The organism is Mesorhizobium sp. L103C105A0, from assembly GCF_000502215.1.
Lineage (GTDB): Bacteria > Pseudomonadota > Alphaproteobacteria > Rhizobiales > Rhizobiaceae > Mesorhizobium.
Window position 1 is genome coordinate 26,733 of record NZ_AYXF01000013.1, and the last position, 18,970, is coordinate 45,702.

General features: G+C 61.9%; 22 protein-coding genes. 7 read left to right on the plus strand and 15 right to left on the minus strand.

Annotation, left to right across the window (positions count from 1 at the left end; translation table 11 throughout):
* Nucleotides 1-62: 62 nt before the first annotated feature.
* The 4 genes from X727_RS139540 to X727_RS139525 form a co-directional block, all read right to left on the minus strand.
* Complete coding sequence (locus X727_RS139540; RefSeq protein ID WP_023731779.1) at nt 63-1,316, minus strand: CapA family protein; 1,254 nt, start codon at nt 1,314-1,316, stop codon at nt 63-65.
* Between the two features lie 74 nt (nt 1,317-1,390).
* Complete coding sequence (locus X727_RS139535; RefSeq protein ID WP_023832145.1) at nt 1,391-2,239, minus strand: transporter substrate-binding domain-containing protein; 849 nt, start codon at nt 2,237-2,239, stop codon at nt 1,391-1,393.
* A 51-nt stretch (nt 2,240-2,290) separates the two neighbouring features.
* On the minus strand, nt 2,291-3,040 hold the full coding sequence (locus X727_RS139530; protein WP_023832146.1) for an ABC transporter permease subunit: 750 nt from the start codon (nt 3,038-3,040) through the stop codon (nt 2,291-2,293).
* Between the two features lie 12 nt (nt 3,041-3,052).
* On the minus strand, nt 3,053-3,712 hold the full coding sequence (locus X727_RS139525) for an ABC transporter permease subunit (RefSeq protein ID WP_023832147.1): 660 nt from the start codon (nt 3,710-3,712) through the stop codon (nt 3,053-3,055).
* Between the two features lie 272 nt (nt 3,713-3,984).
* Here X727_RS139525 and X727_RS139520 point away from each other — a divergent pair, with 272 nt between their 5' ends.
* A complete protein-coding gene (locus tag X727_RS139520) occupies nt 3,985-4,932 on the plus strand; it encodes a LysR family transcriptional regulator (protein ID WP_023832148.1) in 948 nt (315 codons plus the stop codon).
* A 158-nt stretch (nt 4,933-5,090) separates the two neighbouring features.
* Here the strand turns inward: X727_RS139520 and X727_RS139515 are convergent, their stop codons facing one another.
* Nucleotides 5,091-6,185 carry a site-specific integrase gene (locus X727_RS139515; protein ID WP_023835072.1) on the minus strand — a complete coding sequence of 365 codons (1,095 nt, stop codon included), beginning with the start codon at nt 6,183-6,185 and terminating at the stop codon, nt 5,091-5,093.
* A 128-nt stretch (nt 6,186-6,313) separates the two neighbouring features.
* Between X727_RS139515 and dusA the strand changes: the two genes are divergently transcribed.
* Nucleotides 6,314-7,306, plus strand: a complete 993-nt coding sequence (dusA, locus tag X727_RS139510; protein ID WP_031204674.1) for a tRNA dihydrouridine(20/20a) synthase DusA — start codon at nt 6,314-6,316, stop codon at nt 7,304-7,306.
* 5 nt (nt 7,307-7,311) lie between these two features.
* On the opposite strand, the gene X727_RS139505 is transcribed toward dusA, so the two are convergent.
* Nucleotides 7,312-8,016, minus strand: a complete 705-nt coding sequence (locus X727_RS139505) for a TIGR02281 family clan AA aspartic protease (protein ID WP_023726599.1) — start codon at nt 8,014-8,016, stop codon at nt 7,312-7,314.
* Nucleotides 8,017-8,029: 13 nt separating this feature from the next.
* Nucleotides 8,030-8,263, minus strand: coding sequence for a DUF1289 domain-containing protein (locus X727_RS139500; RefSeq protein ID WP_023824914.1), 234 nt, complete (start codon nt 8,261-8,263; stop codon nt 8,030-8,032).
* 187 nt (nt 8,264-8,450) lie between these two features.
* Between X727_RS139500 and X727_RS139495 the strand changes: the two genes are divergently transcribed.
* Nucleotides 8,451-9,449, plus strand: a complete 999-nt coding sequence (locus X727_RS139495) for a nicotinate-nucleotide--dimethylbenzimidazole phosphoribosyltransferase (protein ID WP_023710483.1) — start codon at nt 8,451-8,453, stop codon at nt 9,447-9,449.
* 9 nt (nt 9,450-9,458) lie between these two features.
* On the opposite strand, the gene X727_RS139490 is transcribed toward X727_RS139495, so the two are convergent.
* The gene (locus tag X727_RS139490) at nt 9,459-10,982 is read right to left on the minus strand and encodes a HAMP domain-containing sensor histidine kinase (RefSeq protein WP_023745090.1); all 1,524 of its coding nucleotides are present in this window, start codon (nt 10,980-10,982) and stop codon (nt 9,459-9,461) included.
* A gap of 75 nt (nt 10,983-11,057) precedes the next feature.
* Here X727_RS139490 and X727_RS139485 point away from each other — a divergent pair, with 75 nt between their 5' ends.
* The 4 genes from X727_RS139485 (at nt 11,058) to X727_RS139470 (ending at nt 13,583) form a co-directional block, all read left to right on the plus strand.
* The gene (locus X727_RS139485) at nt 11,058-11,681 is read left to right on the plus strand and encodes a thermonuclease family protein (protein ID WP_023745089.1); all 624 of its coding nucleotides are present in this window, start codon (nt 11,058-11,060) and stop codon (nt 11,679-11,681) included.
* Between the two features lie 38 nt (nt 11,682-11,719).
* Complete coding sequence (locus X727_RS139480; protein WP_023708349.1) at nt 11,720-12,331, plus strand: glutathione S-transferase; 612 nt, start codon at nt 11,720-11,722, stop codon at nt 12,329-12,331.
* Complete coding sequence (locus X727_RS139475) at nt 12,331-12,948, plus strand: uracil-DNA glycosylase family protein (RefSeq protein ID WP_023688514.1); 618 nt, start codon at nt 12,331-12,333, stop codon at nt 12,946-12,948. The genes X727_RS139480 and X727_RS139475 overlap by 1 nt, the downstream gene beginning before the upstream one ends.
* A gap of 143 nt (nt 12,949-13,091) precedes the next feature.
* Nucleotides 13,092-13,583, plus strand: coding sequence for an Lrp/AsnC family transcriptional regulator (locus X727_RS139470; protein WP_023669013.1), 492 nt, complete (start codon nt 13,092-13,094; stop codon nt 13,581-13,583).
* Nucleotides 13,584-13,631: 48 nt separating this feature from the next.
* On the opposite strand, the gene X727_RS139465 is transcribed toward X727_RS139470, so the two are convergent.
* The 7 genes from X727_RS139465 to X727_RS139435 all read right to left on the minus strand — a co-directional run bounded on the left by X727_RS139465 (nt 13,632) and on the right by X727_RS139435 (nt 18,884).
* A complete protein-coding gene (locus X727_RS139465; protein WP_023745088.1) occupies nt 13,632-14,201 on the minus strand; it encodes a DUF3299 domain-containing protein in 570 nt (189 codons plus the stop codon).
* A gap of 46 nt (nt 14,202-14,247) precedes the next feature.
* Nucleotides 14,248-14,832 (minus strand): GNAT family N-acetyltransferase, encoded by a 585-nt coding sequence (locus X727_RS139460; RefSeq protein ID WP_023745087.1) that lies wholly within the window; start codon nt 14,830-14,832, stop codon nt 14,248-14,250.
* On the minus strand, nt 14,792-15,496 hold the full coding sequence (locus X727_RS139455; RefSeq protein ID WP_023745086.1) for a DNA alkylation repair protein: 705 nt from the start codon (nt 15,494-15,496) through the stop codon (nt 14,792-14,794). The genes X727_RS139460 and X727_RS139455 overlap by 41 nt, the downstream gene beginning before the upstream one ends.
* 9 nt (nt 15,497-15,505) lie before the next feature.
* Nucleotides 15,506-16,375 carry an NAD(P)-dependent oxidoreductase gene (locus tag X727_RS139450; protein ID WP_023745085.1) on the minus strand — a complete coding sequence of 290 codons (870 nt, stop codon included), beginning with the start codon at nt 16,373-16,375 and terminating at the stop codon, nt 15,506-15,508.
* 104 nt (nt 16,376-16,479) lie between these two features.
* Nucleotides 16,480-17,310: an ABC transporter permease gene (locus X727_RS139445; RefSeq protein WP_023669008.1), complete on the minus strand. Its 831-nt coding sequence runs from the start codon at nt 17,308-17,310 to the stop codon at nt 16,480-16,482.
* Nucleotides 17,307-18,023, minus strand: a complete 717-nt coding sequence (locus X727_RS139440) for an ABC transporter permease (protein WP_023669007.1) — start codon at nt 18,021-18,023, stop codon at nt 17,307-17,309. Before X727_RS139440 ends, X727_RS139445 begins: the two co-directional genes overlap by 4 nt.
* Nucleotides 18,024-18,098: 75 nt before the next feature.
* Entirely contained in the window at nt 18,099-18,884 is a 786-nt protein-coding gene (locus X727_RS139435; protein WP_023688509.1) for an ABC transporter substrate-binding protein, read from the minus strand.
* Nucleotides 18,885-18,970: the final 86 nt, after the last annotated feature.

An 18,970-nucleotide genomic window follows, 5' to 3' on the forward strand; every position in this document is an offset into this window, starting at 1 on the left:
CGAGACGGGCGGCGAGTCCCCGCCGGCGGAATGCAAGACGGTGTGAGCGGTCGGTCGGGCCGTCAGCCGAATTTTCGTGCAGCGGGCAGGGCGATGCGGCCGCAAGTCGGGGACACTTCGATTTCGACGCCGAACGCCCGCGATCGGGTCGCGAATCCCTCGAGGATGTCTCGCGCCGCGCTTCCAGCGACGGCGACGGGTACCAATCTGCCCGTTGCTGATCCGAGAGACTGAGCTTTCGCGCCGATCACGACGGGCAGGAGGTCTATTCCTGCGAGGTTTCCGCTCCCATCATAGCGGCAGGCCGCGACGATGCTTTGCCAGACTTCCGGTGGATCCCATTCGGTTTCCTTCGGGTGGACGTGGAAAAGGAAATTTCCGAGGCCGTAGAAGATCGGCGAGCCATTGTAGATTTCCACTGCCTGCAGCACCGGAGCACCGTGGCTGACGAACAGGTTGGCGCCGGCGTCGATGCACATCCTGGCAAAGGCCTGCACCCAGCGCGGCACGTTCTGCCAACCTGGTTCCCAATGATGGTGGTGCAGATAGGCAATGACGAAATCGCCTTGTGCCGCGGCGTGCCGGATGGCGGACAGATGGATGGCTGCGCTCTGCTGGTCGACTTCGATGAGGCGGCCGAAATCGGCGGCTTGCGTGAACACGGTGCCGTAGAAATTGATCTCCTTGCCGGCTGCCACCTCTACCGGGTCCTCCGGTTGCGCATAGTTGGCCAGTTCAAACGGGGAGCTTTGCAAATGGGCGCCCAGCCTTGCCAGTCTGCTGAAATGTCCGTCCGGCACCCCCATCTTGCGAACGGTGCTCAGGCGATTGACGCCCGGCCGAGCCGGCCGGAAGGCTGTACGGTCTTCGGCATACATGTTGGTCGGGCCAGGGCCTGCATCCATCGCAAGAAGTGCGACCTCGCGCGCGCCCAGCTGGCGGCGGCCCGGTTTCCTCGCATCCGTCTCGTCGGCCCCGATGCCGGCATGGAGGAAGCCCCGCGCTTCCACCTCCTCCAGCGTCGACAGGATGCCGCCAACGCCGAGATCGAAGGCGTGGTTGTTTGCGAGCGCAAGCGCGTTGAAACCGTTCGCCTGCAATGCGTCGAGCACTTCAGCCCTGGAATATCCGAAGTATTTGCCCTTGGTCGGCCACCCGCCGTGCTTGCCCAGGATCGTCGACTCGAAGTTGGTGAAGACGACGTCGCCTTGTCGCAGGAAGTCCGTAACCGCGATGAAGCGTTCGTCTTTGATGTCACGGATATCGTGCTTGATCAGGGATTGGCCGGTAACGACCGCGCAGAACTGGTCTTTCATGGGGCTCGCCTTGAAGGAGGGGAGGGCGCTGGCATTCCGGCCGGCGCCACGTCAATGTCGAAGTCGGTTGCTGCCTATTGCGCGACTGCAGGCGAGATATCGCTTTTGAACCATTTCAGGCTCAGCGCCTTGATCGTCCCATCCTTGGTGGCCGCGTCGATGGCCGCGTTGAACCTGGCGAGCAACTCCGTATCGTCTTTGCGCAGACCTGCGCCGACGCCCGGCCCCCAGAGCCCGCCATTCAGTTCAGGGCCGAAAAACACCACATCCGAACCGGAAGGCGTCTCCAGGAAATCCCGCCAGGTGAAGTAGTCGGCGAGACCGCCGTCGATGCGACCCGCGGCAAGATCGAGCTTCATGTTGTCCTGGCTGTCATAACTGCGGATGGTCACGACATCGCCCAGCATTTCCTTCACGACCGCTTCCGAATTTGACGAGCGCAGGGCCCCGATCGCCTTGCCGGCGAGTGTCGATCTGAGGCGTTCAATGGTCGCCTTCTCCTTGTCCCCGATGGTCGAGAGGTTGACCTTCTGCTTGATGTCGCCAGGATCGAGACCCAGGTTCTTGCGCACAACGAACTGGTTGAAGCCGGTGGCGTAGGGAACGGAGAATGCGATCTTCTGCTTGCGCTTTTCCGTGATCGCCATGCCGGACATGATGACGTCGAACTTGCCGACAAGCAGTGCCGGGATGATCCCGTCCCAATCCTGCGGGACAAAGGTACATTTGATCTCGATGCGACGGCACAGCTCCTGTCCAACATCGATATCGTAACCGTAGAGTTGACCGTTCGCGTCGGTGCTGTCCCAAGGCGGCGAGGCGCCTTCGGAGGCGATCGAAATGACGCGCTCGCTTTCGGCGCTCGCCGGGAATGCCGACATCAGGGATGCGATAGAAACAGCAATAGCCAGGGGTATGCGCATGATGCACCTCTTCGTTGGTTTGGATAGGAAGGGCTGCCAAAAACCCGCAGGTCAGGGCAGGGGCGTCGTGATCTCTGGGTCAGGTAGGGCGGGGCGCAATCGCGCCTTTCGTCGACGCACCGGATGGCCGTCCGTCGACAGCCGCCGTTCCAGGAATTGGATCGCCTTTACGGAAATCGATGTCAGCGATAGATAGATCGCTCCGGCGACGATGAAGATCTCGTAGGGCGCGAACGTCGTCGAAACCATCTGTCTCGCCATGCCGGTGATTTCGAGCAGCGTAACGGTGCTCGCCAGGGACGAACCCTTGATCATCCCGACGATCTCGTTCCCATAAGCCGGAAGCGAAATCCTGAAAGCGATTGGGAAGGTGACCAGGCGAGCGATCTGCAAGCGTTTCAAGCCGAGAGACGTGGCCGCCTCGGTGACACCCTTAGGTACGGACTGGAGACCCCGGCACAGGATCTCGGTGGTGTGTGCCGCGCTGTTCAGCGAGAATGTCAAAAGGGCGCACCAGAAAGGATCGCGCAGGATGACCCAGAAGATGCTGGCTCGCACCGCCTCGATCTGAGCGAGGCCATAATAGAGCAGGAAGAGTTGAACCAGCATCGGCGTGCCGCGTATGACATAGGTGTATGCCAGCACCGAGAGCGAGAGGCCGGGACGTCCGAACGCGCGGATGAAGGCCAGCGGCACGGACAGAAGAAATCCGGCAGTCAGTGACAAGACCGTCAGGGTCAATGTGAGACCAACACCGGAAGGCAGGACAACCAGTGCGTCAAACATCAGGCCGAGGTTCATGGTCGCTCCCTCCTACCGGCCGAGGGCCGGATAACGTCGCTCAGCCAGCCGGATCGACAGCAGCGTGACGGTGGTCAGCGAGAGGTAGAGAGCGGCGGCGGCAAGGTAAAAGGTCAATGGTGCGCGCAAGGATCCGGCCCCCACATACGCAACGCGCATGATGTCGGTCAGACCGACGATGGAGACCAGCGCGGTATCCTTGAAGAGCGAGATCCAGAGATTGCCATAGGCCGGCAGCGCCAGCCGCAGCATCTGCGGTCCGATGATGAACACCCAGCGCTGCCAGGCGTTCAGCCCAAGCGACTTTGCCGCTTCGGTTTGACCCGCGGGTACCGCCGCAATCGCGCCGCGAAACACTTCGGTCGCATAGCCGCTGAAGACGACCGAGAGCGCGATAACGCCTGCGGTGAATGCGTTCACCTCCACGTACCGGCCGGCGATCTTGCTGGCAAGGGTCGTTCCGCCGAAGTAGATGAGCAGGATAATGAGAAGTTCTGGCACACCACGGACAACCGTCGTGTAGGCCGTCACGACGCTGTTGAGGCGCGGCTGTGCCGTGCCCTTCGAAATGGCCAGAAACAGCCCGAATGCCGTACCCAGGCAGCCGCTGACAAGAGCCAGGCTTATGGTCACGGTGAGTGCGACAACAAACTGAGTAGTAAAACCACCCATGGGGCGCTTTCCTCGACTCGCAATACCGCAGGATACGCCGGCCCTTTGTCGCGCGGACTCAGACGTATAACCCAAGGTTGCGAATTGTTATATTGGTAATTTGGAGTTATTTTGAGATATTAGTTCATCCTATCGCTTGAAATTGCGCACTCAATCTATAATTTTTATTATTTTATCTATAACGCACCGTTATATACTGAGGAGGTTCGTTGCTTCCCAGGTTGGCGTTATCTGCTTCCCGGGTGGCGTTATCAGGGAAAGGAGCGCAGGGAATGGAGTTGCTGCAGAGCGACCTGAAGCTCCGTCAACTGAAGGTCTTCCGAGAGGTGTTGCGGGCCGGTTCGACAAGGCGAGCGGCGGCAGCGCTCGGGATAAGCCAGCCGGCCGTCAGTCAACATGTGAAGCAACTCGAGACCACGCTCGGCATCACACTCTTCAAGAGATCAGCCAACCGCATCGTCCCCTTGCAGGAAGCCTGGGAACTCCTGCGAAACGTGGAACTTGCCCTGACGTCGCTGGATCGGCTGGAAGCGTCGATCTTCGCTATGAAGAACGAGGAAAAGCAGAGGATTGCGATTGCCGCGCCTTCTGTTTTCGGTTTCGTGACCTTGCCCAAGGTCGTGGCGATCATCCACTCAAAGACCGCCTCGAATGTCCGGTCACTTTCGGGAAGCTACGAGCAGATCGGCGAGCACATCCTGTCAGGGCGTGCCGAACTCGGAATCTCGAGGCTGCCCTTGGATCCAAATCTGTTTGAGTGGGCGCCGCTTGGGTCGGCACGAAACGTATGCATCTTTCATCCCGACCACCGTTTTTCAAAACAGACCTGTATCGATGCTCACGACCTGGCAGGCGAAACGATCGTTGACATCGATCCCCAGTTCGCCGCCCACCAAATGAACTTCAATGCCTTACGCTTCGCCGGCGTTGAGCCGGACATACTGGTAGAATTCGATTGCAACGGTCACGAAGCCGGATACGTCTCGGCTGGCCTAGGCATTTCGATAACCAATGAGATCATTGCGCGTGAGTACGCGGCGTTTCACTTGGGAATAAGGCCAGTGGAGCCGTCCGCGCTCTATCACTACGTTGCGATTTGGCAGAAGGGCCGGACCTTTTCCAGCGTATTGAATGTCTCGCTCGAGGCGATCATCGCTGCGTTTTCCACGGAGCCGCCTGCGGTTTCCTTTGGAAGCGCCAATTTATTGGCGGTCGGCTAGGCTGCCCTCGCAGCTCTTGACCGTGTGCAGGGTTTCCGGCTGAGATGCGTATGTCAACGCAACATCTTCCAATCCTTGCGACCCGTGACAACATCGCTCAATCCATCCTGGATTCGTCGTTGTCCTCCCAGCAACGGCGGATGTCTGGCAATGTGGTATTAACCGATTGCTTGCCGCAACTCCGCATGTGGCGGTGTTTGTTGAAGCCTCGCCGCGATCACATGAAGTTGCTCCGGCCTCAAGTGGGTATACCGGCGGAGCATCTTCCAATCCTTGTGCCCGGTGACCATGGCGACCTGCTCGATGGTGAAGCCAGCTTCGAACAGGCGGCTTGTGCCTTCGTGACGCAGGTCGTGAAAGTGCAGATCCTCGATCTCAAGTTCATGACAGGCACGTCGGAAGGCGGTTCCGGCCGACTTCCCATTGTAGGGGAAGATGCGTCCCTTTCCCTCAGTGGAGAAACGCTGCTCTTCGAGGATCGCGCGGGCGTCGTAACCACTCACATCGAGGAGCGGGATACGCATGTGATTGCCCTTTTTGTGGCGTGGGTCCTTGCGATCTCGTATCAGCAGGGTGTTGTTGCGGTCGTTCAGGTCCTCCCACGTGGCGTTGCAGATTTCCCCGAGCCGCATGGCGGTGGCGATCGCAAAGCGGATGATCTTGTCGACGGGGATAATCTGGAAATTGTTTTCTCTGAAGTACCGGATCAGGGCCTCTATCTCGCCAAGTGTCGGTCGCCGATCGCGTTCGTTGCCCTTGCCAACAAGACCCAAGCGGGCGAGGGCGACACGACCAAGTTCCACCGGCTCCGCTGAATAAGGCAGTCCATGCACAGCCGCGCCGTGCACCAGCAATGTCCGGATGTATCCGATGTCTATTCCAACGGTGACAGGTCCGGCGCCTTCCTCGGCTCGTTCCTTGCCGAACTTTATGACCTGTTCGCGACTGAGATCCGCGATGTTGAGCCTTCCGAGCCTGGCTCGTAGCAGGTCCAGGCTGAATGCCTTCGAACGCCCGATCAACTTGCCAACTTCCGTCATATCGGCGATATGCAGGTCGATCAGGTCGGAGACCGTTTTGATCCCGTCCTTGTGCTTGGGAGCAGGCTTCTGACCCAGGTCGATTTCTCGCTCAATTCGGCGCGCCCACATCTCGGCGTCCTTGCGGAACGAGAAGCTGGTGCTGAGGTAGTGGCCCTTGCAGCGAACCTGCACACGCCACTTGCCGGAAGCCAACTTGTTGATGGATGCCATGGGTGGTCTCTTTTTCGTGCACGCTGTGTGCACAGGGAGGGGTACAAAATGCGAAAACTGACGGATATCGTGTCGTACAAACGGCGAACGTGTGCACGTTTTAAGGCCCTGAAAATACGAGAAAAAGCGTGATAAATCAAGACCATAGGATTTCCGTTGCGCCTATGATGGACTGGACCGACCGGCATTGCCGGTTCTTCCACCGCCAGTTGACGCAGCGTGCGCTGCTCTACACCGAAATGGTGGTGGCGGACGCTGTCATCCATGGTGCGCGCGAGCGGCTGCTTGGTTTTGACGAGACCGAACATCCGGTGGCACTGCAGCTCGGCGGCTCCGATCCGCAAAAGCTGGCCGAGGCGGCGCGCATCGGCGAGGGCTTCGGTTACGACGAGATCAATCTCAATGTCGGCTGTCCGTCCGACCGCGTCCAGTCCGGCACGTTCGGCGCCTGCCTGATGAAAGTGCCTGACCTCGTCGCCGATTGTGTGGCGGCGATGAAGGCGGCGGTGAAAATCCCGGTGACGGTCAAATGCCGCATCGGCGTCGACGAGCAGGATCCGGAGCCCGCGCTCGACGCGCTGGCCGACGGCGTTTTCGCGGCCGGCGCCGACGCGCTGTGGGTGCATGCGCGCAAGGCTTGGCTGGAGGGTCTGAGCCCGAAGGAAAATCGCGACATCCCGCCGCTCGACTATGACAGGGTCTATCGCCTCAAGGCTAGAAAATCGAACAAATTCATTGGCATCAATGGAGGCGTTCAATCGCTCGAAGAGGCGGCTCGCCACCTCGATCATGTCGATGGCGCCATGCTTGGCCGCGCCGCCTACCACACGCCAGGCATCCTGGCCGGCGTCGACGCGGCATTCTACGGCGACAAGGCCGGCGCCTACGATTTTGCCGCGCTGATCGACACGATGGCCGACTACGCCGCGCGGCATATCGAGCAGGGCGGGCGGCTCGGCCACGTCACCCGCCACATGGTCGGGCTGTTCCACGGCCTGCCGGGCGCGCGCCGCTTCCGGCAGATACTGTCCACCGACGCGACGAAACCCGGCGCCGGACCGGATGTGCTGAAGGCAGCGTTCGCTGCCGTCAATTTCGACCGTGTTGAAAAGGCCGCTTAAGCAGTTCAGTCGCGCAGAATCATCCGGTCGCCGCGCACGTCGAAACCCGACAGGGAACCGATGAAGTTCATGCCGAGCAGGCTCTGGCTGAGCGCGCCGGGCGCGGCGACCATCACCTGCATGTTCTTGCGCACGATGCCGCCGATCGCCAGTTCGTCGGTGCGCACCGAAGCGGCGCGCGCCATGCCATTGGCGGTCGAGACCGGGACGGTGAAGCTCAGCGCGGCCGGATTGAAGCCGGCCGCCTGCGCGTCTTCGGCGGTGAGCACTGTACTGGTCGCGCCGGTATCGACGACGGTGCGGATCGGCGCGCCGTTGATCGTGATGCGGGCCTCGAAATGGCCGCTGTCGGCCTTGTCCAGGGTCACGGTGGCATGGCCGTCCTCGACGCCGAGCGCCAGCGGGCTGCCGGGAACGAGGCCCGCCGTCACCCGGCTGGCGAAATCCTGCAACTCGTAGCGGTACTGGTAGCCGGCGACGAGCGCCAGCACGATCAGGGCCCACGTGCCGAGATTGCGGGCCATGACGCCGAGCGGCCTGCCGGACCGGACAAGGCCGGCGCTGACCAGCAAGCCGATCGCCCCCAGCCAGACCAGACGGCTGAAATCGTAATTCTCGATGCCGAACGTGCTGCCGGCGTCGTTGTTGATCATCAGCAGCACCAGCCCGAGGCCGATTGCCGCCATCACGATCCAGAACAGTCGGTTCATTGGACCTGCCGTTTCAAGAGAGGACGTCGCGCTCGCGCGCCATGCGGCTGCGGCGTGTTTCCCGGCGCGGCCGGCGCTCGACCGTTTCCAATCGGGCCGGCAACTCGGCCATGACGCTGCGGCGTACCTCCGGCGTCATCCCCATCCAGGCGCCGATTTCATCGCGCGTGCGGCCACAGCCGAAGCAGAAGCCGGTTTTCATGTCGATCGAACAGACCAGGATGCACGGGGATTCGATGGCCGTCATGACTTTCTCTTGAAGGTTCCGTCCGGAATCCCTCGCTCCATCTCCACATGGTGCAACGGCAAAGCCAATGCAAGCCCTTCGGAATGCGGCGCGGGCAACCGCTTTCGCGCCAATGTCGAGGGGAGTTGTGCCGGCCGGGCAAGGCGGTTATGCCGCTGATCAACCACAGGGAATGATCAGGACCGACATGACCAGCGCGCTGCCCTTCGACGACTTTCGCAATCTGCTGGCGAGCCTGCCGCCTGCCGATACAGTCGCGGAAAACAGGGTGCGCACCCTATTTTCCAAGGCCGACAAGCCGAAAGCCTCGCTTGGCCGCATCGAGGACATCGCCGCCTGGCTTGCTGCCTGGAGCGGGCGCGCCCCGCCGGCGGTGAACCGGCCCCTGGTGGCGATCTTCGCCGGCAACCATGGCGTGACCCGCCACGGCATCTCGCCGCGCCCTGTCGCTGCGACCGCAAACGCCGTTGAGCTGTGCGCCGCCGGCGGTGCGGCAATCAACCAGATTTGCGTCGCCAACAATCTTGGCCTCAAGGTGTTCGATCTGGCGCTGCACATTGCGACCGCCGACATCACCGAGGACGCCGCCCTCGACGAACGCGGCTGCGCCGCCACCATGGCCTTCGGCATGGAAGCCATCGCCGGTGGCGCCGATCTGATTTGCCTTGGCGATCTCGGCGTCGGCAACTCCACCGTTGCGGCGGCCTTGTGCGCCGTCCTGTTCGGTGGCAGCGGCGCCGACTGGGTCGGCCCCGCCTCGGGCGCGGACGCGGCCATGCAGGCGCGCAAGGCTGATGTAGTCGATAAAGCCGTCGCCTTCCATGGTGCGGCTCTGAAGGACCCGTTGGAAGCACTGCGCCGGGTCGGTGGCCGCGAATTTGCGGCCATTGCCGGCGCCATCCTCGCCGCCCGGATGCAAAAAATCCCGGTGCTGCTCGACGGCTTCGCCGCGACCGCTGCCGCTGCCGTGCTGCATGCCGCCAACCCGGGTGCGCTCGACCATTGCCTGCTGGCCAGCCAGTCGCCCGAACCCGGCCAAAGGCTTGCCGCCGAGCGGCTCGGCCTCAGGCCGCTGTTCGATCTCGGCATCAGCCACGGCGAAGGGGTAGGGGCCGCCCTTGCCGCCGGTCTGGTCAAGGCGGCGGCGCTTACCAGTTCGGGCATGGCGGCGGCGGTCAAAGCCTAGAACAAGCTGTCAACGTCGGCGGGCCGCCGCCACGGTCTTGGTTGGCAGCGCCGGCAGTTCCTCCATCACTCGGGCGAGCGGGAAAATGGCGATTGCCTCGGTGCCTTCGCGCAATTTCGACTGAAGTTCGAATTCGCCGCCATGCATGGCAAGCAGGCCCTGCACGATCGGCAGTCCGAGCCCGGTGCCCTGTTCGGCGCTCTTGATGGCGATCGAGCCCTGGCCGAAGGCGGACAGCACGATCGGGATTTCGTCTTCCGGTATGCCCGGCCCGTTATCCTTGACCGAAATGTACTGGCCGCCGCCCGCCGTCCAGCCGACGCGCACGCGAACTTCGCCGCCGGTGGCGGTGAATTTGATGGCGTTGGACAGGAGGTTGAGCGTTATCTGCCGCACCGCGCGCTCGTCGGCGAACAGCCGCGGCAGGGCACTTTCGAAATCCTGGACGATGCGGATGTCCTTGTTGCGCGCCTTCAATTCCATCATGTGGCAGCAATCTTCGGCGATGTTGAGCAGCATCACCGGCTCTTCGTTGAGCTGATAGCGGCCGGCCTCGATGCGCGACAGATCGAGGATTTCGTTGATCAGGTCGAGCAGATGCTGGCCGGAATCGTGCACGTCGCGGGCGTAGTCGCGATAGGTCGGGTTGCTCATCGGCCCGAGCACCTCATTGGCCATCACCTCGGAAAAACCGAGAATGGCGTTGAGGGGCGTCCTGAGCTCATGGCTCATAGAAGCAAGGAAGCGCGACTTCGCCAGATTGGCGTCTTCGGCCCGCCGACGAGCTTCGTCCGACATCGATTTCGCGGTCTCCACCTCGGCGAGCAGCGCATCCTTTTCGGAGCGGAAGGACAGAAGTATCAGCGACGAGCGGTTGAGATGGCGCGCGATATAGGCAAAGAACGGCAATGCCGCGACCAGCAGGGCGACCATGATCGTCCCGACCGGCACCCAAAATTTCGTCTCGGCATAGGCATAGACCGCCACCGGAACGACGAAGGTGGCAATCAGCGAGCCGCGCAAGGACGACGCCATGATAGCGGTCGCCGCCATGACCAGCAGCAGCACCACCGCCTTGGCCACCTGGAACTGGTCGATCTGGCAGGTGGCGCAGCCGAGCCAGGCGAACCACGCCCAGCCGAGGCCGCACAGCGAATGGCCGATCAGGAATTCCCTGCGGGTGCGAACAGGGTTGAGCTCGGCAGCTTCGGTGCGGCCGACGCGCCGCGCCATGAAGGCGACGATCGAATAGCAGATCAGGGTGAACAGCGCCCAGACGCTGATCTGTTTGTCCACACCGGCCAGCAGCCCGGCCGCCGCGACCGCCAACACCAGCAGTGGGATGACGGCTGCGCCGCGCACCATGGTCCCGGCATGCAGCTTCAGCAGCTCGCGGTCGAAGTCGAGATTGCCGACCTGCTGCGAAAGACGGTCGCGCGTCTTGCGCACCGCGCGCGCCACATCGCTGTTGCGGTGCGGTTTCCGGCGGTCCACAATGAATTTATCCGCTGTGTTCGAGCGTAGCAGAGGCATGGAAACTTCGATTTATGCGCGCAGCGATCTCAATTCGTTAAGCTACGTTCGAATGATTAAGAGACTGTTTGCCATATGAGCCGTTCGTGGTCGCCAAGGCCGCGCCGGCGATACTATCCGCCGCCGCCGCGAAGCCTGTGGCGCAAGCTGCTGGATTACGCGCTGACGGTCATTCTGCTCGGCCTGCTGATCCTGCTCGCCGCACGCCTTGACCGTTTCGAGACGCGCAAGGCGGAAGGGGTGGCGATCGTCAACGATGGCGATTCACTCACTCTTGGCACCGAACGTATCCGCATGCGCGGCATCGACGCTCCGGAATACCAGCAGATCTGCCGTAGGGATGGCGCAGACTACGCCTGCGGCAGGCTGGCGCGCCAGGCGCTGGTGCGGCTGATATCAGGAAATCCGGTGACCTGCAGCGGCTGGCAGCGCGAGCGCTACGGCCGCCTGCTCGGCGATTGCAAGGCCGGTGGAAAGGATCTCAACCGGGCCCAGGTTGAGGCCGGCTGGGCAATTGCCTATGGCGATTTCGACACCGAGCAGGCCATTGCCCGCGCCGGCAAGGTTGGCATCTGGGCCGGCACGTTCGATGAGCCGCAAGACTGGCGCGAAAGCCACCACGGCGGCCCGCTCGAAAGAAAGCACGGCACGCTGGCTTCGGTCGGTGACGCCTTGCGAGAGATGTTTCGCGTCTGGTGACGAGCACTATAGTTGAAGGACCATATCGGGAGGAAAGCATGAAACTGTTCGATGGCGGCCGCGCCCCCAATCCGCGGCGCGTGCGGGTTTTCCTGGCCGAGAAGGGCATCGCAGTGCCACTGGTGCCGGTCGATATGGGTGCGATGGGGCACAAGCAGGAGCCGGTCAGGTCGCGCAACCCGCTGCAGCGGCTGCCGGTGCTGGAGCTCGACGACGGCACCATCCTCACCGAATCCGTCGCCATCTGCCGCTATTTCGAGGAACTGCATCCCGAACCGGCGCTGTTCGGGCAAGGCGCGCTCGGCAAGGCCAAGGTCGAGATGTGGCAAAGGCGCATGGAGTTCAATCTGCTCAGCTGCGTCGCCCAGGCTTTTCGCCACATCCATCCGGCGATGAAGGAATGGGAAATTCCGCAGATCCCCGAATGGGGCGAGGCCAACAAGGCGAAAGCGGTCGAATTCCTGAAACTGCTCGACCCCGAACTGGCAAACCGCGAATTCGCCGCCGGTGACGCCTATTCGATCGCCGATATCACCGGCATGATCGCCATGGATTTCATGAAACCAGCGCGCATCAAAGTGCCGGACGAGTGCACAAACGTGCTGCGCTGGTACAGCGCCGTCTCCAGCCGTCCGAGCGCTTCCGCCTGATGGAGGCGGAACTCGAACGCTTGACGGCAAAGGTCCGCGCCTGCCGCATCTGCGTCGACACTCCGGTCGGCAGGCCACTGCCGCACGAGCCGCGCCCGGTGCTGCTGCCATCATCCAGCGCCCGCATCCTGCTCGCCGGCCAGGCGCCAGGCACAAAGGTGCATTCGTCCGGCATGCCGTTCACCGACCCGTCCGGCGACCGGCTGCGAAGCTGGCTGGGCGTAACCAGCGAGGAATTCTACGACACGGATAAATTCGCCATCGTGCCGATGGGGTTCTGCTTCCCCGGCCAGGACGCAAAGGGCGGCGACCTGCCGCCGCGCCGAGAATGCGCGCTGGCCTGGCGCGCGCCGCTGATGGCGCTGATGCCGCAGATCGACCTCGTTTTGACAATCGGCTCCTACGCGCAATCCTGGCATATGGGCGCCACGCGCCGGCCGTCGCTGACCGAAACCGTGAAGGACTGGCGCACCATCTGGGATGCGCCGGCCAGCCTGAAAGTGCTGCCGCTGCCACACCCGTCGTGGCGCAACTCAGGATGGCTGAAGCAGAATCCATGGTTTGAAATGGATTTGCTGCCGTTTCTGAGATCGGAAATCCGCTATCGCATAGATTAGACTTTAAGCAAGATATCACTCGCTTTTGTGCCATCCGGCAGAATTTCTTTCTTGTGAAAGGTCGAAATAAGAGGGAGTATAGCCAATCTATTCCCAAAGCGCGTCGCGCCCGAGGGAACGCGGCCTGCACCAGGAGCACCTTAATGGATCGCCTCGACAGAAAAATTCTCCGCCTCCTGCAGGAGGACGCGACGCTCGCGGTTGCCGATGTCGCCAAGAAAGTCGGCCTGTCGACGACGCCGTGCTGGCGCCGCATCCAGAAGCTGGAGGAAGAGGGCGTCATCAAGCGGCGCGTCGCCATCCTCGACCACGAAAAGGTCAATGTGCGCGTCACCGTCTTCGTGTCGATCCGCACCAATTCGCACAGCCATGAATGGCTGCGGCGTTTCTCGGAAGTCATCCAGGAATTTCCCGAAGTGGTCGAATTCTACCGCATGAGCGGCGACGTCGACTATCTCCTGCGCGTCGTGGTGCCCGACATCGCCGCCTATGACGCCTTCTACAAGCGGCTGATCGCCAAGATCGAGATCCGCGACGTGTCGTCGTCCTTCGCCATGGAGCAGATCAAGTACACCACCGAAATGCCGCTCGACTACATGCTGCTGGACAAGGAATCCGGCGCCAACGCGGCCTGAGCGCGGTTGTCCATGACTGGGCGTTGACGCTGCACAAGCAGGCGGCGCTTAGTTTTTATTTTTGTTGAGGAAACTCCAGGGCGAGTTGACCGGCAGCGTGATCGTGTCCGGCACCGTGTCGACTGCCACCACATCGGCTTTGCGTAGGGTGTAGCCGGACTGGATGATGCTGACGCCGTCGAGAATGAACAACTGGCTCTTCTCCAAGCCGGGCCGCAAGGCGCCGGTCACGGCAACCGACTCATAGGCCTGCGACATCTTGTAGGGACGGGCCGGCGTCACCAGCACGATCTGGTTGGGCGGCGGCGTCGGCATGTGGCTGCAAGCGCCTGTCCACGGCACCAGCAGGAACTGGTAGACGAGATCGCCATCACGGTCGACCGGCAATGCATAGCCGGCTAATTGTACCGTCTTGTCCTGCAGGTTGAGCGACAATGTCTCGCCACGATCGGGCAGTTTTGCCGCAATCATCGGCAGGCCGGCATCTTCGGCCACCGCCTGCGTCGCAGGACGCAGATCTTTCCAGAAGATGTGCGCGGTTTGGCCTGAGGCGTTGGTAGCGGTGAACACCAACAACGCGGCTGCAAGCGCTAAGGTCGATTTGAGAGGACTGCTCATCGGCCGCTTCCTTTGTGCAGGAGTAAAGACGCCGCGGCCGATCGCGTCAACGCTCGAGCCGCATCACATGTCTGCGACAGCCGGCCATGCCGACCTCATGGAACCCGCGAGCGATGAACATGTCGCGAAACCCCATGAAACGGTAGCTCGGCGATGCCTCGTCGACCGGGTAGGCCTCGATCACGCCGGCGCCCTTGGCAAAGGCGTGATCTATGGCAGCGTCAAGCAGCGCTGCCGCCAGCCCGCCGCCGCGCAGCGCCCTTGGCACATAGAAGCAGACGATCGACCAGATGCCGGTCTCGTCATCGTCCTGTTGCGACGTCAGCTTCCGATATGTCTGGCGCGGCGCGACCGAGCACCAGCCGACGGTCTTGCCGTCAATCTGGGCCAAGATTCCGACCGGCGTACCGGCCTCGACAAGCGCCATCATGGCCCGTTTCAACTCGGCGTGCTGGACATGCTCGCGGCGGCCGGGCAGGGGCCGCCAGGCCATGCACCAGCAATACTTCGGACCGCCTTGCGCTTCGAAGAGGCCTTCGAAATCGGCGCGCGTCTGCCGCGTCACCTCGGTGAACCGGACGTTGGCTAGGTCAGCCTTTTCTGGCGGCGATCCGCTCGATGATCTTGGCATTGGTGAGTTCCCGTACGGCGTCCTTGCCAATCCAGCGCGCCGTCTTGTCGGCCGACTGGGCCAGTCGTTCGGCGACGGCAAGGGCAGCGCCGTGCATCTCCAACGATCGCTTTCCGATCGAACGAAGCGCCCAGTTTACCGCCTTCTTCACGAAATTGCGGCTGTCGGTGGCATGCGCTTCGATGATCGGCAGGAAGCCGAGGAAAGTCGCCACCGGCTCCTGCTTCCGGTGCACGACGGACCACGCCATCATTGCAAAGGCCGTGCGTCGAACAAACTCGCGCTCGTCCGCCGCGAACTCTTCGATCAGCTCCTTCCAGGCGTCCGTGTCGACGAAGAGATCGGAGACGCCGTCGACGATATCCCAGGAATCGAAGGACGCGGCCCATAGTCGTGCATCCGCGGCTGAGAAGCGCTTCGGGTCGGCCGTGACGGAAGCGATGAACTGCGCCTCCATGATGCCGGTCTGCCAAAGCTCGAAAGCACGCTCGTGGTTGCGCTTGATCTTTTTGGCGATCTGCCGCTGCATGCCATGCGAGATGCCGAGCGCGCGCTCGATCTTGATGCCGTAGCGCAGCATACCGCGGCGATTGTCCTCCGAGCCGATCGAGCGCAAATGGGCGACGATCTCATCGGCGCTCGATTGGGGCGAAAGCTCGGCCATTGCGAACGCCTATTTTTCCAGGCGTGCCAGCAAGGACGAGGTGTCCCAGCGCTTGCCGCCCATCGCCTGCACATCCTTGTAGAACTGGTCGACAAGGGCGGTCACCGGCAGTCTCGCGCCATTGCGGTCGGCTTCATCGAGGCAGATGCCGAGATCCTTGCGCATCCAGTCGACGGCAAAGCCGAAATCATATTTACCGGCATTCATCGTCTTGTGGCGGTTCTCCATCTGCCAGGACCCGGCAGCGCCCTTGGAAATCACCTCGATGACCTTCTCGATGTCGAGCCCGGCCTTCTTGCCGAAATGGATGCCTTCGGCCAGTCCCTGAACCAGCCCGGCAATGGTGATCTGATTGATCATTTTCGTGAGCTGGCCGGCGCCCGACGGACCCATCAGCCCGACCATCCGGGCAAAGGCGTCGATGACCGGCCTGGCCTTGTCGAAGGCAGCCTGCTCGCCGCCGACCATCACCGTCAGCACGCCGTTCTCGGCGCCCGCCTGCCCGCCGGAAACCGGCGCGTCGAGGAAGGAAAAGCCGGCCTTTTCAGCGGCGTCGGCCAGTTCGCGCGCGACTTCGGCCGAGGCGGTGGTGTTGTCGATGAAAACGGAGCCTTTTTTTATCGCGGCGAAGGCGCCATCGGCCCCGGTCGTCACCGAGCGCAGATCGTCGTCATTGCCGACGCAGGAGAAGACGAAATCCTGGCCCTCTGCGGCCTCTGCCGGCGTCAAAGCAAGCTTGCCGCCATGCTGGGCAACCCATCGCTCGGCTTTCGCTGCGGTGCGGTTATAGACGGTGACCTCATGGCCACCTTTGTTCCTGAGGTGCCCGGCCATGGGATAGCCCATCACGCCAAGACCGAGAAATGCCACAGATGCCATGGGTTTGCCCTTCAGATGAAAGCGAAATTGTCAGCGCAAGCTCTAGGCACTGCACACAATTCGTCAAGACGCGCATGAGCCGATCGACTGGTACAGCCGACCGCTCAGCGGATCAGATGAATGGTGATCCGTCGCTCGATCCATTCGACGCCGTGGCGCAGGATCTCGACCATCACCAGATAGACGATGGCGACCCAGACATAGGCCTGGAAGTCGAAGGACTTGGCGTAGGCCAGCTTCGCGTTGCCCATCAAATCATAGACGGTGATGATGGCAACGATGGCGGAAGCCTTGATCATCAAGACGAGCTCGTTGCCGTAGGGCCGGAGCGCGACGATAAAGGCCTGCGGCAGGACGACCTTGCGCAGCGTCTGCAGCTTGTGCAGGCCGAGCGAAGCAGCGCCCTCCCATTGGCCCCGCGGAACACTCTCGATGGCGCCGCGCAGGATTTCGGCCTGGTAGGCGGCGGTGTTGAGCGCGAAGGCGAACACACCGCAATTGAAGGCGTCGCGGAAGAACCACCACAGCCCGACGGATTCGAGCTGCACCCGGAATGAGCCCAGGCCGTAATAGACGAGATAGACCTGGACCAGCAGCGGCGTGCCGCGGAAGAAGTAGACGTAGCAATAGGCCAGGACGGACAGATAGCGGTTCTTCGACATGCGGGCATAGGTGACGGGCAGCGAAAAAAGCGCGCCGAGCACCATCGAGATGGCCACCAGCGCAAGCGTGGTTCCCAAGCCCTGCAGATAGGCCGGCGCGTATCTGGCGAAGAATTCGCCATTCCAAGCGTAAACCAGATAGACGGCGATGCCGATGCCGAACAGGATCCAGAAGCCGACCAGCGCGTAACCGACGATACGGGCCCGCGGCCAGCCTCGCGCCCGTGGTGGTGGCTTCTCGATGTCGACGGCGGCGCGCGTCACGACGCTCATCGTGCCTCCCTCCTCCCGAGCGAACGCAGGATGAAGCCGGTGGCGATCGACGACAGGATGGCAAGGATAAGGAACACCATCGCCGCGACGCTGTAGAACAGGAAGGAATGTTTGGTGACACGGGCCGCCACGCCGGCGTTGCGCAAGGTTTCAGCCAGGTTGACGACCGACACCAGGGCCGTGTCCTTGAGCAGGCTCAGCCAGCAATTCTCAAGGCCGGGGAAGGCGATGCGCAGCAGCTGCGGCAGGATCACCTTGCGCATCGTCTGCCATTTCGACAGCCCGATCGCATAGCCGCCCTCATACTGGCCCTTCGGAATGGCGCGAAAGGCCGAAAGGAAGACTTCGCTGGAATAGGACGAAAAGATCAGCGACAGCACGATCATGCCGGCGAGGAAGCTGTCGACATCGACCGTCGCTTCCGGCCTGAACAGACGGATGACATACTGCAAGAGGATCGGCATGCCGAAGAAGAACAGGAAAAGCGTCACCAGTTCCGGCAGTCCGCGAAACACCGTGGTGTAGATGTTGGCAGCCACGCGAAGCGATGGCTCTTCGGATTGTTTCGCCCAGGCGACGAAAAAGCCGATCGTCAGGCCGATCGGCAGTGTCGCCAGCGCGAGCGCAATGGTGACCAGTGCGCCATAGGCAATATCGTCAATCCAGCCATCGGGTCCCCAAGTGAGAAGTATCCATATGTTCTGGCTTGGCATTGACGGGTCTTGTCTCCACTTCTGTCAGGCCAAGGCGGCAGGAGGAAACTTCCCCTGCCGCCTTGTTTCAGACGATCAGGACTCGGCGCCGAAGACGTCGAACTTGAAGTACTTGTCGTTGATTTCCTTGTACTTTCCGTTGGCGCGGATTGCGTCGATGGCGCTGTTCAACTTGTTGACCAGATCCGTCTCGCCCTTGCGCACGGCGATGCCGGCGCCCGGTCCAAAGATATCGACCGGCTGCGGCGAAGGCTGGCCGAGAATCTTGCAGCAGGCGCCATCAGGCGAATCCAGGAACTGTTGCAACACGACGATATCGTCCTCGATCGCGTCGAGACGGCCATTGGCGAGATCGGCCTGCTCTTCGGGGCTGCTCGGATAGCCCTTGACCGTGCTGTCCGTATAGGTTTTCGAGGCATAATTGAAATGCGTCGTGGTGGTTGCGACGCCGATGGTCTTGCCGGCCAGGTCTTCCTTGGTCACGCCCTTGAGGGTCGAATCCTTGGGTACCGCGATCGCCGACGGCGTGTTGTAGTATTTGTGGGTGAAGTCGACCTTCTCGGCGCGCTCCGGCGTGATCGACATCGAGGCGACGATGGCGTCGAACTTGCCGGCCTGCAGGGCCGGAATGATGCCGTCCCAATCCTGGGCGACGAAGGTGCACTTGACCTTCATCTCGTCGCAGAGCGCCTTGGCGATGTCGATGTCGAAGCCCACGAGCTGGCCGTCGGAGGTCAGGTTGTTGAATGGGGGGTAGGCGCCTTCGGTGCCGATTCTCAGGGTCGTTTCCTGAGCCTGGGCGACGCCGAGCGTCAGCAGCGCAGCCGATGCGGCGAGCGCGATACGCAGTGCAATACGCATGATAGTCCTCTCTTTATGGCTCCCGGCCGTCGTTCCGGAACGGCTCTGTGGGGCGGTGCTTTTGACCGCCCGCTGGCGCGATACTC